The following is a 15,089-nucleotide window of genomic DNA, read 5'->3' on the forward strand; positions in this document are numbered from 1 at the left end:
AGTGTTTAAATGATCGCTATGGAGTACGAAAATGAAATAATGGATCTGATAAATGATTACGATATGCTTAGAGTTTTGAAACATTTTACAGTTGCGCATGTGGATTACGCTAAGAACATAACGAGGTATACTGAGATCCCGCAAATTAGAGTGAGAGCGTACCTTGAAAGATTGAAAGAGATGGGCCTTCTTGATTACTACACGAACACCTCTATAAAAAGGACCGAGGCGAAGCTAAAGAAAAGTGCAGAAGTCCACAAACACCACACCTACTATCAGATCAACAAGAAGGCAGAGGCAGTGTTAAAAGAAATAACGCCGAAGCTTTATGTTAAAGTCCTCGGTAAAGAAAAGTTGGAACTCCTCTGCAGTCGAAAGGTACGCAAAACCAGCCCAGATAGATGCACTGGGCTTCAGGCTATGGGCCTAATAGATAAGTGCTTCGATCTCACGGAACTAGGCAGAGAGGTATTCGAAGCTGCCCTGAGGATGCAGGCAATAAGGTGCCAGGATCAAAACTAGGTTTTTTGGAAAACAAAGATGTATTCATGCTTGAAGACGTAAAACCCACCGGCCAGAGCTCTGTATCTCCACAGATCTGAGGATGAGGCCTTCCCCCTTGTGTATTCGAAGTTCTTTACTATAGTGCTCTTGAGCCTAAACCCCTGATCCATTACCTTTTGCATGGAATAGAAACCTAACGGTATCCATTCGCCGTTGGAATATTTGTCTCCTATAACGAGTGCTAGGAATCGCCCTTTCTGAAGATACTTGGAAACATTCCTCGTCACCTTTCCCAGCATGGATAGGAATTCCTTTGTGTCTCTGGCGTTTGAAAGATCTCCACCAATATCTGTAAACTTGATTATGTCGTGATATGGTGGATGCATTATCACGAGGTTAAACTCAGGTATGCCATAGTATTCCATCACTTTTGTTAGATTGACGCTTGCGGAATCCCCGCTTATAGCTGTAGAAAATCCGTCACCATCTATGCTGTTAAGGATTTCTAATGACTTCTTACATACTTCCTCATTTATTTCGATACCTAAAGAATTCCTGCCAAGCTTTTTAGCTTCAATTAAAGTTGTACCGCTGCCGCTAAAAGGATCGAGTACCCATTCGTCTTTGCGTGAAAACCTAAGAATAAGCTGCCTTGGTATCTGAGGTACAAAGTTTCCCCAATACCAGCCAAGTTTCGATCCTCTATAATCCCTTTTGTCGAATAGCCAGAGGCTGTCAGTAATTACGAAATCGTATTCCCTCCACCTAGATAGATCTATGTCGCTGTATGGTAGTTTTCTGGATATGAATGCCATATTGTAGACTTCATTAGCATAATGCCTTGCCAGCTCAGTTGTATGTGAAGAGGCGATCCTTTGTAGGATCGATTTAAGCACATCTTCCCTTATTGATATGCCATTTTCAGAGGATTTGGATCTCAATTCTTCAGCAAAAGAAGAAACTGCCGCCCTTACTTTATCCATGCTATCGGCATCATTAACGCTTTTTACGAAATTCCGGATAGTCTCTGCATCCAAGACTAGGCTTGAATCAATCATCTGTTTGATTAAACTCCAATATGATTTAATCTTTTTCGATGGAGCTTCAATAGGGTGAGCCATAAAAAGCCATACAGTATTGGAATGGCTACTCTAGAGGCTTTGTATAACAGATAACATATTGCAATAAAACTTTATTTTAGAAAAAAAGGGAAAAACATCCCATTAATATCGTTTATAGAGGTACTACAAAATTGGACAGAATATCACTAATTCCAATCGTATAAGGAACCCGATCTCCATAAACTATTCTAAAGGTAAATTATACATTGCCTGAACGTATTTCATTAATTGCTATTTGTTTAGCATAGTAAAAATTCTTAATGCAAATTACAGTGCAGTATTGATAAAGATGGAAAAGTGAACGTCGTTAATCGGTGAGAAATTTTCTTGAATGGATGTTGTGCAATAAAAGGGAATATGAAGTTACCTGGCGATTACAGCGGAAAATGGCTTGTATTATTCAGCCATTTCGGTGATTTCACTCCCGTACGTGCTACTGAGTTCTTCTCATTTGCTCGAAGAAACGATGAACCCGAAAGGTTGAACGCTTAATTAATAGGGCTTAGTGTCGACTCGAAAATATCGCATATAGAATAGCTCAGCTTGATACATTATAATTTGAAAATAGATGTCAAATTCCGCGTAATAGCTGATCCGATGGAAAATGTTGCCAATGCACTTGGAATCATCTAAGCAGAATCTGCAACCTCTATGGTTAGGACAGTATTTATCGTAGATGGCAAATATGTGGTAAGGGCCAAACTTTATTATCCTATTAAGATAGGGAGGAATTTATCAGAGATCCTCAGAATGATAAAAGCGTTGCAGATGGTTGACAAGTATAAAGTGGAAACTCCTGCAAGCAGGCCGGACAACGAATTAATAAAAGACAAGTCTATAATACCGCCGCCAGTTACTATCGATGATATACCTGAAAGTATGAAAATAATACAAGGGTTATGTGTGGTGGCTAACGTATAAGGAAGCCCCTGAGTAAGATATAAGGAAACAAAAGAAACATCAAGGATGAAAGAGGCAGATTAAGTGCACGATGTATGGAGCAAAAATATTTAGATGAAAGATGTGTCAAGGTGGAGAGTTTGCCAACTGCTCTTCACGGGGGCTTTATAATCTGTTGTTCTGAAATCATTTCATGATTGAACTTTGATTGAAATGCAACTAACAGATAGTAGATTTAATCTCAAGGAGGTGTTCTATTATTTTAGTTATGAAATATTTACTGTGTTTTTTAGAGATATCATTTCTTTCATATTTATCTCTCTAAAGATCAGAATTCTCCAGCCTAATATTAATAAACATTGGTCTTCTTACCTCTTCTAATCCTCTTTCTCTGAGACCACAACGCTGACTCGTTTATCTTTGACTATTTTTCATCCTCAAAATCAATGGAAGCCACTTTCTCTTAAATCAATGGTATAATTTTTGTTGTTTTGCGCACAAATTTAAGTAGTATGGGGTTGACCGGATTCGAACCGGTGACCTCTCGGTTATCAGCCGAGTGCTATAGCCTGTCTAAGCTACAACCCCAACATCAGGTAATTTGTTTGATATTTAATACATTTTCCCTGGTATTTATGTGTATGAGAGCTACTATCAATGATCTAAAGTATATTTTTAATGTTCTGCCATCATTTCATTTACTTCCTGCAATGAAGAACAGGCCGTACAGACATCCCTCTCGGTTGGTGCCCCGCATATCTTGCATCTCTTTAACTTCACCTCTTCATGACCAGTTGTGATATTCTCCCTAACTCTATCAAAGAACTTCAATATTGCAAATTTTGTACTTGGGTTCTCCTCAGAAAGTTTGTTTACTACCTCTCTGAACACGTTTCTCTGTGCCCTGCTGTAGTATGGACACCAGCTGCTGTCAAAGGGTATGTCGTTTGTCACTGCATAAAGCACAACTTCCTTTTCAAGTATGGTCCTTAGTGGAGCAATACGCCTTACCAGCCCTACCTTGCGATCCGTCTGCGGGGACATTCTTATAAATCTATCAAAGTCACCTTTTGCTACATTCATAAGTATGGATTGGCTATAGTCATCTAGATTTAGGCCCAAGGCAACGTAGTCTGCATCCTGCTTATCGGCCATCTCGTTAATTAGCTTACGCCGTAGCGGGCCACAGTAGGCGCATGGTATTTTTACTGGATTAGTCTTTACTATACTATCCAAAGTTAGACCATAAGAATCATAGAATGAAATTGTCTCGTGGTCTATTCCGAGGCTAGTGCAAAGCCTCTTGGCACTTTCCAGCCCACTTGGTCTATATCCATCTATACCTTCATCGACAGTAAAGGCCTTTATTTTCATATTTTTCCTATTACCTAGGATCTTGTGGAGAAGAAAAAGGGTAACAGACGAATCCTTCCCACCAGAAAGTGCAACAGATATCGTTACATCATCACCGTGGAATTCTACCTGTTTTCGTATCTCCTTCTTAACCCTGCCTTCGATCATCTCATTAAAATGATCTCGGCATAGGTATAAGCCATTGTATTTAGCATAATAAATGGCTTCTGCACTACACTTTGAGCATTTCATAACAAGCAAGTATCAGGATTTGATATTAATAAATACTGAATTAAAGCGTCATCAATCCATATGGAAAACTTCCGTAAATTTGTTTGGGAAAGTATCTGTTCTCTCCAATATTATATTACCCATGTATTCCTGCCATTTCTTGTCTATTTCTCTATTAAAGAGGTAGTTCACAACGGTAGAAATATCACCATATTCCCAGTATCAGTATACATTGTCATCATCTATAAACAACGTGTAATTACGTATCCCAGCCTTTTTAAGTTCTGCTATCATTTCATCCCAAACGCGTCTATGCTTTTCGATATATTCTGCTTTTCTTGTACCATCTATTTTCAATGTAAAAAAGTACCGCATAGTCTCAACGTGAATTCTATTTTAATATATATAATTATAGTAAATACCAAAATCAATGATACAGTCAAAATCTTATATAAGGTTTTGATATTTAATGATATATGTATATTTTTAAAGGATATAATAATGCTTATTCATATATATTTTGATCATATGTTAGCCATGAACTCTCGAACGTCCTTTGTCAGCCCAGATGATAGATTTTCGATGGTATACTTCAAGATGGAGCACGAAGGTTGCTGGACTGGTATTACGAAAGAGCATAACATAGCCATTCATACTTTGAAGATAATTCCGCTTAAAGATAGGAATAATATATATGGGCTCTTTGAGATAAGGGCGCAAGGCAAAAAGGAGTTTAGAGACTTCTTAAGACGTATAAACAGGGAGAAAACAATTCACCGTGTTATGGCTTATAGCCCTAGCGAACTCCGAAAGAACGTCTACTTTATCGACCTATACGAAGTCTATGGGGGTATGATAGAAGGTATTTTAAATGATTACCAGAGCATCTTTGAATATGATGTAGTCAGGCGAGGCGTTGAGGAGAAGTACGCAATAATTCCTTCGGATAGAGTCCTTGAACTGAAGAACTCCATTAATGGACTAGGAAAAATTTACCAATTTAAAGCGAGGTGTATTAAAAACTTCTATTATGCTTTCTCTCCATTCCTTTCATACACACCATCTGAGATGCAGATCATAGCGGAAGCAGTGTCTAGGGGTTACTATTCTATCCCAAGGCATGTCGGCATCAGGGATCTAGCAGAATACTTTGGCATGTCAAAATCTACAGTTCAAGAATATCTCAGGAAGGCCGAACAGAAAACAATGAACAATCTTAAACTTTTAAAATTAATGAATGAAATGAAGGAATGAATTTTTGGACAGTTCCGATACCTTATTTTTATCCTTTATTGAATTCATTGTACTTGGTAGCGATCTTATATGAGAACACTTGTTTTGACTGGCATCAAAAAGATGGAGATTGAGGATAATAAATTGGAAGATCCGCAAAGAGGGTGGGTTACACTTAAGGTAAATTATGCTGGCATACGCGGCTCTGAACTTTCAGCATTTGTAGGTCAGAACGAGTTGAGGAAGTCACTCTCAGTAATGGGTCACGAGTTTACAGGAAAAGTTGTAAAATTAGGAGAGGATGTAGATCCTAAACTTCTTAATAAAAACGTTGCTGTTAATCCACTTGTGACATGCGGAAAGTGCAGGTATTGCAAGACTGGAAATAGACAACTCTGTCTTGAGAGGAAGCTGATTGGTGTGGACTATCCAGGTGCTTTTGCAGAGTATGTGAACGTCCCTGAGTACTCTTGTTACGAGATAAAGGAAATCCCTGAAGCTTCATTGGCAGAACCGCTCGCTACTGCCCTGCGTGGCGTACTTCAGGCTGGACCTGAAATTGATGATAGGGCCCTTGTCATAGGTGCGGGAACAATAGGATTGCTGGCCACAAAGATATTCTCTTCTGTGGGTTGCAGGAAAGTAGTTTCAATGGATATCAACGATAACAGACTTGAACATGTTGACATATTGATAAACAATGCGGGTATATGTCCATTTGAAGATTTCTTCAAAATCGATATAGATCTTTTTGAAAAGGTCTGGAAGGTGAATGTAGAGAGCCATTATTTTATTACGCAGGCTGTGAGCAAGCACATGATCGAAAAGGGAATCAAAGGTCGAATTTTAATAATGAGTTCGATAAGTGGACGCGTAGGAGGAGAATTTCAGACTCACTACACAACGACAAAATCAGCTCTGAATGGATTCATGCATTCAGTAGCGATAGTACTTGGTAGATATGGGATACTCGTAAATAGCCTAGAACCTGGGACAATAACTACTGATATAAATAAAGACGATCTTTCTAACGAAGAGAAAAGGAAATACATGGAGAGAAGGACTGTAGTAGGGAGGCTGGGTGATCCAGAAGATATGGTTGCACCAGCTCTCTTCTTAGTCTCCGACGATAATACCTATGTAACTGGCTCCGAGCTGCTTGCCGATGGAGGCATGTTTATAAATTTACAGTAAATTTCCTAATTTTTTTATCACTCTTAGACTTTTTTTCATTGACCTTAGGACAAGTGTATTTTCAGGCGCTGGGAGGGAGATTTGAACTCCCGAGCTCTAATGAGCACAGGTTTTCCAGACCTGCGCCTTACCAGGCTAGGCTATCCCAGCAATAGACCCAGCAGATTTTCCTTTATTATACGTAAATTTATAAAGTTTCCCCAATGGGGCATAACGTTGCACAAGCTAAATTCTAAAGCGTTATATATGAGCTCACAATCCCATCATACTCTAACATTTAACCTTAGCCTGCCCTCGATACATAGGTATCTAACGGGCCTCAAATAAAATAAATATATGATTGGCATTAAGGTTAAGTTTAGAAGATTTAAAAGTGAAGGAGGTAATTGAAATGGAGAAAAGCTATGTAAAGTTTGAAACTCCCGAAGATGTTTCGCAGAAGGCTCTTGACCTTGTGGAAAGTGCGTTCAGGAGCGGAAAGATCAAGAAAGGTACAAACGAAGTAATAAAGTCGATAGAACGCGGGGAAAGTAAGCTGGTAGTCATAGCAGAGGATGTAAACCCACCTGAGGTTGTGTACTATTTGCCTTCCCTATGTGAGGATAAGAAAGTACCTTATGTATACGTCAAAAAGAAGGCAGACCTTGGATCAAAAGTTGGAATTGCATCTGCAGCATCGGTGTCGATTGTTGACTACGGCAAGAACGAGGAACTTTATAAGTCCATAGTCTCCGCCGTAGAACAGTTGAAGAAGTAAGGTGAAGTAGATGCCTAATGAGGCGACCCCAGCAGAAGTTGTTGAAATAATCGGCCGGACAGGGATGACTGGAGAGGCAACAACTGTAAAAGTGAGAATACTCTCCGGGAGAGATCAGGGCAGGATAATAGCTAGAAACGTGCTCGGGCCAGTAAGGGTTGGCGACATCCTCATGCTCATGGAGACTGCAAGGGAAGCTAAGAAGCTATCTATAAGGTGATTGTGTTGGCAAGGACATGCAGCTTCTGCGGGAAAACCATAGAACCCGGCACGGGCATAATGTACGTACGGAAGGACGGAGCAATACTCTATTTCTGCTCCAATAAGTGCAAAAAGAACATGATTGGTCTCAACAGGGTTCCAAGATACGTAAGGTGGACTAACGAATATCACGAACTCAAGAAGATGAGGACTAGATCATAATGGATCGAACACTCGTTTTACTTAAGCCAGATGCAGTTAAACGGCGCCTTGTCGGGAAGATAATAGAAAGGTTCGAGGAAAAAGGCTTAAAGATAGTTGCAATGAAATTCATGCAGATGACAAAGGACCAGGCTAAAACCCACTATTCTGTGCATCAAAATAAACCATTTTTCAATGATCTGGTAAATTACATAACTTCTGGTCCAATAGTTGCGATGATACTTGAAGGCGCCCACGCGATTGAAATTGTAAGGTTAATGAGCGGGGCCACTGACGGATCGAAGGCACAACCCGGTACTATCCGCGGTGATTATTCTATGGGCATCGAAAAGAATATAATACACGCTTCTGATTCGCTTGAAGCGTATAATCATGAAATGCCTATCTTCTTTAGTGATAATGAGATTATAGAATGGGCCTATGGAGACGAAGTCATCTACTAGCCTTCCTGCAAAGAAATTACGGCAACCTATAGTATGTGTTCTTGGCCATGTCGACCATGGCAAGACCACTCTTTTGGATATAATTAGAGGTACAGCTGTAGCCAATAAAGAGCCTGGTGGCATAACTCAAAGGATAGCTGCCACGACGGTTGACATAAACAAGATTTTAAAGGCCACCGAAAAGTTAAACAATAAAGGGATGAAGATACCAGGCCTTCTCTTCATAGATACGCCTGGCCATGTTGCGTTTTCCAATATGAGGGCGCGGGGCGGAGCCTTAGCGGATATAGCCGTCCTTGTGATAGACATTAATGAAGGTATAATGCCGCAGACAGTTGAGTCTATAGACATACTTAAAAAGTTCAAAACACCTTTTATAATAGCTGCCAATAAGATCGATCTCATACCCTTCTTTACAGATGTTAAGACTAATCTTTTCACTGAATTTATCAGGAAGCAGAGACAGGAATACGTCAACGAGCTCGACGCCAGAATATACAATATAGTTAACAAGCTCTACGAATACGGGCTTAACTCAGACCGCTTTGACAGGATATCCGATTTTACCAAGACCATCGCCATAGTACCAGTGAGTGCAAAGAAAAACATAGGCGTACCTGAGATACTGATGGTTTTGGCTGGTCTTGCTCAGCGCTTCCTTGAAAGTGAAATCGAATATAAGGACATAAACGGCCACGCCACTATAATTGAGGTTAGGCGTGAAGAATCTGCTGGAATAGCCCTTGACGCAGTACTTTACCAGGGCACAATTTCGGTAGGCGATACCGTTGCAGTAAATACAAAAACAGGCCCGGTAACTACTAAGGTTAAGGCGCTATTCGTAAATACGGGAAAGAGCCAGAGATCCCTCAAAGAAGTAGAGACTGTTTCTGCGGCCGAAGGAATAAGGGTGCTTATCAGTGACAAGCTAGACGTTATATCGGGTTCTCCTCTGATAGTGGTCAAAGGAAACATGGAACAAGTCATGAAAGAGATCGAGGAAGCATCGAAGGTAGACATTCCCCTAGACGAAAACGGTATATACGTCAAGGCAGAAGCTATAGGTTCACTTGAAGCTATAAGTTATGAGCTGAATAAACAGGGGATAAAGATCCGTGCAGCTGCAGTCGGCGACATCACGAAGAGAGATGTGATGGATGTACAGACCTTGCAGGATCCACTTAACCGCATAATAATTGGCTTTAATGTGTCGATACTGCCGGAAGCAAAAGATGCTATAGAATCATCGGATGTTGGTGTCATAACGGGTGACATAATCTATAAGATCGTTGAGGATACGCAGAAATGGATAGAAGAGCGGAAAAAGCAGCTTAGCCAGAAGAGGAAGGAGGCGATGCCTGTACCGGCAAAGATAAGGATACTTCCACAGTACATTTTCAGGGCATCGAAACCGGTCATAGTAGGGATCCGCGTAGAAACGGGCCAGATTAAAGTTGGGGACAATCTTATACGATCGGATGGAAAATACGCAGGCACAATAAAGAGCATCCGTAACGATGAGGTTAGCGTACGATATCAGGACGCGCCTGCAGAGGTGGCAGTGGCCATCGACAACGTAACGCTGAACAGGCAAATTTTCCCTGACGACGTTCTCTATGTAGATATTCCGGAGAGCGTAGTCAAAGAACTAAGAAAGGCCCCAATGGAAAAGGAAATAATGGATACGCTCGAAGAGATAATCAAAATAAAGAGAAAAGAAAACCCGTTTTGGGGTACGAAAGTATAACTATTATCGTTATCCTTTACTCTGCAGATAGTTTTTCGCATCAGCCGAGTTTCTGTTTAGAAAAATCTGTGCAGCTTTTGATAGATGCGTTCAAAAAAATCGACGCTAACCCAGGACCGGTAAATTTTACATACAATATACGATAAATTATTCTCTACGATTAGATTGCATATTGTCAGAGATCTTTTAGAAATCTAAAAGTATAAAGAAGATTTTGAATACACAAGTACTTAGTGTTAATTGGGAAAAAATATCCTTGAAAGTATAAATAAGATCACAAGGAAATAAGATCAGAGGGCATGTTTACCCTCTATCCCGAGCTTTTCTGATATATGATCTATCATGTCGTCTATTGTGCGGTCAAGGTCGTATTCTATGGAGAAGCCCCATTCATTTGAGGCCTCACTAGAATCTAAACTCTCAGGCCATGTTGCAGCAATCTTATCCCTGAAATCCTCTTTGTATTCGATTTCGAACTCTGGTATTCTTTCCTTTATCTTCGAGTACAGCTCTGACGGAGTAAATGTATAAGCAGTCACATTATAGCCGTTCCTTAACACTAGCTTATCACGATCCGCTTCATACAGATCGACAAGGGCCTTTAAAGCGTCTGGCATGTACATCATCGGAAGCGCCCGATTTGGTGCAAGATAACACTTATATTTCTCCCTCTTAACTGCATAATAGAATATTTCAACAGCGTAATCGGTTGTTCCTGCTGTAGGCTCCGCTTTGTAGCTGATTATGCCTGGATACCTCAATGACCTTACGTCTAAGCCAAATTTCTCATAATAGTACTGCCCGAGAAGTTCGGCTGCAATTTTTGTTACACCATACATTGTCCTTGGCCGGGTTATTGTTATGCTTGGCACTTTATTTTTAGGGGTCTCAGGTCCAAAAACACCTATTGTGCTTGGTATTACAACTTTTTCAACACGATGCTGTTTAGCTGCTTCTAGTATGTTGTAAGTGCCATTCATATTGACCTTATAGGCAAGCGCAGGATCTTTTTCACCTTTCGCTGACAATATGCCAGCGAGGTGGAATATTGCATCTATGCTATATTTCTCAACAGCTCTGTCGATTTCGTCTCTATTAGATACATCAAGTGTTATGAATTTTATTCCACCGGTATCTCGCTGCACTATGTCAGATGCAATTACATTCTTTTTTCCATACTTCTCTGCGAGGTACGGAACTAGCTCAGTTCCAATTTGACCAGATGAGCCGGTAACTAGGATCATAACTTATCATTAAATCTACGTATAAAAAGAATTTTATACCTAAGTTGATATAATCCGTGCTATTTTACAGCTTGTCTCATGCTATTCGTGTCCGGATTTTAGCACTATTAAGTACAAGAAAAAAATACTATGCTATTCCATTGTTATTTGGTCATTATACTGGCTAAAACTACTCAAGATATTTATTGAAATAAGGTATTAGCCCGTGATGAACGTAGGTATTATAGGAAGCGGGCAGCTGGGCTATATGATGATAAATGAAGGTCGAAGGCTCGGAAACAAGTATTTTGTCCTCGATTCTAACGGAGTCGGTCCGGCATCTCTTATTGCAGACGCCCATTTCTCTGTCGATCAGTATAAGGAATTCGTTGATAAGTGCGATGTTGTAACTTATGAATTTGAGCACGTGCTTGAAGAAGCTCTCTTGTATGCTGAGGATCAGCACAAATTAAAGCCTTCAATAAGGCCCGTAGAGTTAAAGAAAGACCGTTCTCTTGAAAAAGACTATTTGACAGGAATCGGGCTAAAGGTCGCTAATTACAGAGTTGCCCATAGTTTCAGCGAAGCTGTAAGATACGCCAAGGATTTTGGCAAAGCGATGATTAAGAACTCTTTCGGGGGCTATGACGGAAAAGGTCAGACCATATACGATAACGGAAATTACGAGGAACTTAAAGGTGAAAAATTCGTAGTAGAGGAATTTGTTGACTTTGATTATGAAGCCTCAATAATAGCTTCAAGGAGCGAAGATAAATCGTTCAGGTACCACGATCCTTCCTTCAACTATAACAGGAATGCCATATTTATATACAACTATGCCCCAATAATGCCTGCTAATATGCCGGATATAGCGAAGAAGCTTATGGATTCTCTGGATTACGTCGGTGTTATGGGCATAGAATTCTACGTTAAGAATGGCGAAGTTATAATAAATGAGTTTGCGCCAAGAGTCCATAATTCTGGCCATCATACCCTGCTAGGCTCATCAATATCACAATTCGAGGAACACGTACGCGCTATAACAGGAATCCCCATATCTCAGCCAATCCTGTACAGGCCATCTTCTTCAATAAATATATTAGGAACAAAACTTAGCACGGACGCGTGGAATTCCATATTATCCATGAGCTCGACCCAGATATATTGGTATGGGAAGGAAGAGATAAGGAGGAGGCGCAAAGTCGGGCACGTTAATGTAACTGCTGGTACAGTTGAGGCGCTGATAGATAAGATAGGAAAGATCATGGAAATAATATACCCAGATGGTATTGAAAACTATATTTGAGCTATAATTTTAATTGCGGAATTCAGAGGATGGTTATGCCCTTTACTCCATCTACTGACCTGAGCTCAGGTATAAGTTCAGCAGGCACCTTCTGATCCGTAACTACTACGGCTTTAGGGTCTTCAACTATCTCAGGATCATCAACTATAACTTGCCTTATACTTATGTTGTGCTTTGCTATTATTGATGAAATGCCTGCTATTATGCCTGGCTTATTTGCGCTCTCTGGTATGATCTCTATTACACCTAGCCCCATTTTCACGCTTGCCTTCCAGAGGTTTGCAACTGGCTCAAGCTGGGAAAAAAATGGGTATAATTTATCATCATTTGCTATGCGATTGATCACGCTTATGACTGATCTTCTATCTGTCTCTGCGGCTTTTGCCAAGGTGTTTGGCCTTATTTCAATATCACCGCACATCAATACCGGCTCATTATCAAAACTCTTCGTTACTTTAATTCCAGTGGAAATCATCTTTTTCACTATCTTCAGTTGCGAAGGACTCCTAGAAAATTTATCGTATATATATGACCACATTCATATTAAAATATCCTTGATCTACTTAAACATTTTTTAGGTCAGTTCTTTTAAAATATTGATTTTCTTAGATAAATAATTCGATAACATCAGTATAGTTGCTTATGTCCCATCGTTGACTCCTTCCTCGCTAATCTGTATTACAGTTTCTCCCTCTGGTAAATAAGGCGAATCTATCAGCCTGGCTATCCTCTTTCCACCTTTGCTCTTCCTAAGGTAGACCCTGAAAGTTGCCGTGTGGCCAACTATATTGCCGCCTATCGGTGCCATAGGGTCGCCGAAGAATACATCAGGCCTTGCAGATACCTGGTTGGTAACAGCAATAACTGCATTGTATATAGTGCCGAATCTCAGCAAATCGTGCATGTGCTTATTCAACAGCTGCTGCCGTTCAGCTAAAGAACCCCTCCCTACATACTCTGATCGGAAATGTGCGGTAAGCGAATCAACAATCAGCAGCCGTATGTTGAATTCCTTGGCAGTTTCTTGGGCTTTCTCCGCCAATAGTATCTGGTGGTGTGAATTGTAGGCCCTTGCTACGTGAATTCTTTTGAGCGTTTCATCCGGATCGAGTCCCTTGCTCTTCGCCATCTGTATTATTCTTTCAGGCCTGAATGTATTTTCAGTATCTATCATCATCACGTCGCTGTCAAAACCGCCTTTTTCCTTTGGCATAGTACAGTTTACGGCAAGCTGATGCATGATCTGGGTCTTTCCTGATCCGAATTCACCGAAGAATTCAGTTATTGCCTGAGTCTCTAACCCGCCGCCTAGGAGGTCATCGAGGTTTTTGCTTCCAGTAGTTAATTTCTGTATTGTTTTCCTCCTCTCAAGGATCTCCTCCCCAGTTTCAAAGTTGCCTATATCTGCAAATTTTCTAGCCGCGGCAATTATTTTTGCTGCGGCCCCTTCACCTATGCCAGTCACATCAGACAAATCCTTTGGGCTTGCAACAGCTATGGCCATTATGTCGTCGTATCCATTCTCCCTTAGTTTTTCAGCGGTAGCCTCGCCAACTCCAGGGAGGTCTTCAAGCGTAGTTTTCTTTTCTTTGTTTTCTTCATTATCTTCCATCAATACACCCTTTTTTCTATTCCAAGACTCTTATCAGTCTTTTCAATTGATTTTTCCTTATCAGCTAGATTGAACATTGCCCTTATTGCATCGACATTTTCAGGTATTACATCGCTCTCCTGGTGAACAGCCTGGATATAACTTATTCTGTTGGCCTTTGCTGAAACGCTGCCTTCCCATATAGCTATTTCGTATAGGTCTGAGCGGTCTCTGCCAAATTCTCGAGCAAGATCCATAATCTGGGCAGTGGACTTTATTCCGTCGTCCTTCTTTACATGTATTATACGCCTATAATTATTCCATGCTTCGAGCACACCATCGTTTGATGCATTCTTCTCTGTATCTACCTGAACCACGTGTACGTGCATTAATGTTGTTGGAACCTTTATGGCGACAGTATTCACGTCTATGTTTCCCATTACAGTCTTTAGGTCAGGGGCATGGTGTGAAGGTATTTTTAAGCTTGGCTCAACCGCATTTATGGGCCCTTTGCTGCTATCGTTTTGATCCGTTGCTCTTCTGATGAGGGTAGCTTCAACATGCTTAACGCCAAAGGCTTGCTGAATTGGATATAAAGTTCTCGCCAAACCTGTTGTGTTGCAGGAAACTACCCTCACATAAGATTTTCCAATAGCGTCATTGTAATTTGAATAAGCATTAAAACTTGTTTCTGCTACATCAGGCTCTTCTCCGCCTTCAAATATCGCTTTAGCCTTCTTTTTTATGTAGAGCGGCTTATTCTTTTCACCCATGCCTTCGGGAGTCGCATCTACTATTATCTCCGCATCATCTAAAAGGTTGTCAAGCGTACCTTCAACCTTTATGCCGGCATCCTGAAAGGCTTTCATGTAGCTGCTATCCGGGACAAATATTTTGAATCTCCTGGAGGCCACTTCTGATATGTAGTCAGGCTTCGTTTTGACTATGCCTACAACTATCATATCGTCCTGGCTTGAGACAGCGTTTGCCACACGTCTTCCAATAGTTCCATAGCCATTTATACCTACTCTAATCATTTATTTTTGTAAGTTATATCATCTTA

General features: G+C 40.5%; 17 protein-coding genes and 2 tRNA genes. 10 read left to right on the top strand and 9 right to left on the bottom strand.

Annotated elements, in window-relative coordinates:
- Positions 1-9 precede the first annotated feature (9 nt).
- Positions 10-522 (top strand): DUF2250 domain-containing protein, encoded by a 513-nt coding sequence (locus TVG_RS02295; RefSeq protein WP_010916699.1) that lies wholly within the window; start codon positions 10-12, stop codon positions 520-522.
- On the opposite strand, the gene TVG_RS02300 is transcribed toward TVG_RS02295, so the two are convergent.
- Entirely contained in the window at positions 519-1,562 is a 1,044-nt protein-coding gene (locus TVG_RS02300; protein WP_010916700.1) for a TRM11 family SAM-dependent methyltransferase, read from the bottom strand. The two genes, TVG_RS02295 and TVG_RS02300, sit on opposite strands and share 4 nt — an antisense overlap.
- Positions 1,563-2,276: 714 nt before the next feature.
- Here TVG_RS02300 and TVG_RS08760 point away from each other — a divergent pair.
- Positions 2,277-2,546 carry a peroxiredoxin gene (locus TVG_RS08760; protein WP_010916702.1) on the top strand — a complete coding sequence of 90 codons (270 nt, stop codon included), beginning with the start codon at positions 2,277-2,279 and terminating at the stop codon, positions 2,544-2,546.
- A gap of 492 nt (positions 2,547-3,038) precedes the next feature.
- Here the strand turns inward: TVG_RS08760 and TVG_RS02310 are convergent.
- From TVG_RS02310 to TVG_RS08275, 3 genes are all read right to left on the bottom strand, one after another.
- Positions 3,039-3,113 (bottom strand) — tRNA-Ile (locus TVG_RS02310).
- A gap of 87 nt (positions 3,114-3,200) precedes the next feature.
- The gene (locus TVG_RS02315; RefSeq protein WP_010916703.1) at positions 3,201-4,130 is read right to left on the bottom strand and encodes a TIGR00269 family protein; all 930 of its coding nucleotides are present in this window, start codon (positions 4,128-4,130) and stop codon (positions 3,201-3,203) included.
- A 201-nt stretch (positions 4,131-4,331) separates the two neighbouring features.
- A complete protein-coding gene (locus TVG_RS08275) occupies positions 4,332-4,484 on the bottom strand; it encodes an L-rhamnose mutarotase (protein WP_083755823.1) in 153 nt (50 codons plus the stop codon).
- A gap of 162 nt (positions 4,485-4,646) precedes the next feature.
- Between TVG_RS08275 and TVG_RS02325 the strand changes: the two genes are divergently transcribed.
- Both TVG_RS02325 and TVG_RS08765 read left to right on the top strand, forming a co-directional pair.
- Positions 4,647-5,363, top strand: coding sequence for a helix-turn-helix domain-containing protein (locus TVG_RS02325; protein ID WP_010916705.1), 717 nt, complete (start codon positions 4,647-4,649; stop codon positions 5,361-5,363).
- 69 nt (positions 5,364-5,432) lie between these two features.
- Positions 5,433-6,536, top strand: coding sequence for an SDR family oxidoreductase (locus TVG_RS08765; RefSeq protein WP_010916706.1), 1,104 nt, complete (start codon positions 5,433-5,435; stop codon positions 6,534-6,536).
- Between the two features lie 66 nt (positions 6,537-6,602).
- On the opposite strand, the gene TVG_RS02335 is transcribed toward TVG_RS08765, so the two are convergent.
- A tRNA-Ser gene (locus tag TVG_RS02335) sits at positions 6,603-6,686 on the bottom strand.
- Positions 6,687-6,927: 241 nt separating this feature from the next.
- On the opposite strand from TVG_RS02335, the gene rpl7ae reads away from it, so the two are divergent.
- Genes rpl7ae through infB form a run of 5 tightly spaced genes read left to right on the top strand, consistent with a single transcriptional unit; the run spans position 6,928 to position 9,906 of the window.
- Positions 6,928-7,293, top strand: a complete 366-nt coding sequence (gene rpl7ae / locus TVG_RS02340; RefSeq protein WP_010916707.1) for a 50S ribosomal protein L7Ae — start codon at positions 6,928-6,930, stop codon at positions 7,291-7,293.
- A gap of 10 nt (positions 7,294-7,303) precedes the next feature.
- Positions 7,304-7,513, top strand: a complete 210-nt coding sequence (locus TVG_RS02345; RefSeq protein WP_010916708.1) for a 30S ribosomal protein S28e — start codon at positions 7,304-7,306, stop codon at positions 7,511-7,513.
- Complete coding sequence (locus tag TVG_RS02350; RefSeq protein ID WP_394295255.1) at positions 7,513-7,716, top strand: 50S ribosomal protein L24e; 204 nt, start codon at positions 7,513-7,515, stop codon at positions 7,714-7,716. Before TVG_RS02345 ends, TVG_RS02350 begins: the two co-directional genes overlap by 1 nt.
- On the top strand, positions 7,716-8,159 hold the full coding sequence (gene ndk / locus TVG_RS02355; protein WP_010916710.1) for a nucleoside-diphosphate kinase: 444 nt from the start codon (positions 7,716-7,718) through the stop codon (positions 8,157-8,159). Before TVG_RS02350 ends, ndk begins: the two co-directional genes overlap by 1 nt.
- Positions 8,137-9,906, top strand: a complete 1,770-nt coding sequence (gene infB / locus TVG_RS02360) for a translation initiation factor IF-2 (protein WP_010916711.1) — start codon at positions 8,137-8,139, stop codon at positions 9,904-9,906. Before ndk ends, infB begins: the two co-directional genes overlap by 23 nt.
- A 290-nt stretch (positions 9,907-10,196) precedes the next feature.
- Here the strand turns inward: infB and TVG_RS02365 are convergent, their stop codons facing one another.
- Complete coding sequence (locus TVG_RS02365; protein ID WP_010916712.1) at positions 10,197-11,150, bottom strand: L-threonine 3-dehydrogenase; 954 nt, start codon at positions 11,148-11,150, stop codon at positions 10,197-10,199.
- Positions 11,151-11,358: 208 nt separating this feature from the next.
- Here TVG_RS02365 and TVG_RS02370 point away from each other — a divergent pair, with 208 nt between their 5' ends.
- On the top strand, positions 11,359-12,435 hold the full coding sequence (locus TVG_RS02370; protein ID WP_010916713.1) for a 5-(carboxyamino)imidazole ribonucleotide synthase: 1,077 nt from the start codon (positions 11,359-11,361) through the stop codon (positions 12,433-12,435).
- 22 nt (positions 12,436-12,457) lie between these two features.
- On the opposite strand, the gene TVG_RS02375 is transcribed toward TVG_RS02370, so the two are convergent.
- The 3 genes from TVG_RS02375 to TVG_RS02385 all read right to left on the bottom strand — a co-directional run bounded on the left by TVG_RS02375 (position 12,458) and on the right by TVG_RS02385 (position 15,063).
- Positions 12,458-12,973: an ACT domain-containing protein gene (locus TVG_RS02375; protein WP_010916714.1), complete on the bottom strand. Its 516-nt coding sequence runs from the start codon at positions 12,971-12,973 to the stop codon at positions 12,458-12,460.
- Positions 12,974-13,075: 102 nt separating this feature from the next.
- Positions 13,076-14,047, bottom strand: coding sequence for a DNA repair and recombination protein RadA (gene radA / locus TVG_RS02380; protein ID WP_010916715.1), 972 nt, complete (start codon positions 14,045-14,047; stop codon positions 13,076-13,078).
- A complete protein-coding gene (locus tag TVG_RS02385) occupies positions 14,047-15,063 on the bottom strand; it encodes a type II glyceraldehyde-3-phosphate dehydrogenase (RefSeq protein ID WP_010916716.1) in 1,017 nt (338 codons plus the stop codon). The genes radA and TVG_RS02385 overlap by 1 nt, the downstream gene beginning before the upstream one ends.
- Positions 15,064-15,089: the final 26 nt, after the last annotated feature.

It is taken from the genome of Thermoplasma volcanium GSS1 (assembly GCF_000011185.1).
Classification (GTDB): domain Archaea; phylum Thermoplasmatota; class Thermoplasmata; order Thermoplasmatales; family Thermoplasmataceae; genus Thermoplasma; species Thermoplasma volcanium.

Coding starts and splice junctions, on each gene's coding strand:
- TVG_RS02295 (WP_010916699.1), top strand. CDS start 10: ATGATCGCTATGGAGTACGAAAATGAAATAATGGATCTGATAAATGAT.
- TVG_RS02300 (WP_010916700.1), bottom strand. CDS start 1,562: ATGATTGATTCAAGCCTAGTCTTGGATGCAGAGACTATCCGGAATTTC.
- TVG_RS08760 (WP_010916702.1), top strand. CDS start 2,277: ATGGTTAGGACAGTATTTATCGTAGATGGCAAATATGTGGTAAGGGCC.
- TVG_RS02315 (WP_010916703.1), bottom strand. CDS start 4,130: ATGAAATGCTCAAAGTGTAGTGCAGAAGCCATTTATTATGCTAAATAC.
- TVG_RS08275 (WP_083755823.1), bottom strand. CDS start 4,484: ATGCGGTACTTTTTTACATTGAAAATAGATGGTACAAGAAAAGCAGAA.
- TVG_RS02325 (WP_010916705.1), top strand. CDS start 4,647: ATGAACTCTCGAACGTCCTTTGTCAGCCCAGATGATAGATTTTCGATG.
- TVG_RS08765 (WP_010916706.1), top strand. CDS start 5,433: ATGAGAACACTTGTTTTGACTGGCATCAAAAAGATGGAGATTGAGGAT.
- rpl7ae (WP_010916707.1), top strand. CDS start 6,928: ATGGAGAAAAGCTATGTAAAGTTTGAAACTCCCGAAGATGTTTCGCAG.
- TVG_RS02345 (WP_010916708.1), top strand. CDS start 7,304: ATGCCTAATGAGGCGACCCCAGCAGAAGTTGTTGAAATAATCGGCCGG.
- ndk (WP_010916710.1), top strand. CDS start 7,716: ATGGATCGAACACTCGTTTTACTTAAGCCAGATGCAGTTAAACGGCGC.
- infB (WP_010916711.1), top strand. CDS start 8,137: ATGGAGACGAAGTCATCTACTAGCCTTCCTGCAAAGAAATTACGGCAA.
- TVG_RS02365 (WP_010916712.1), bottom strand. CDS start 11,150: ATGATCCTAGTTACCGGCTCATCTGGTCAAATTGGAACTGAGCTAGTT.
- TVG_RS02370 (WP_010916713.1), top strand. CDS start 11,359: ATGAACGTAGGTATTATAGGAAGCGGGCAGCTGGGCTATATGATGATA.
- TVG_RS02375 (WP_010916714.1), bottom strand. CDS start 12,973: ATGTGGTCATATATATACGATAAATTTTCTAGGAGTCCTTCGCAACTG.
- radA (WP_010916715.1), bottom strand. CDS start 14,047: ATGGAAGATAATGAAGAAAACAAAGAAAAGAAAACTACGCTTGAAGAC.
- TVG_RS02385 (WP_010916716.1), bottom strand. CDS start 15,063: ATGATTAGAGTAGGTATAAATGGCTATGGAACTATTGGAAGACGTGTG.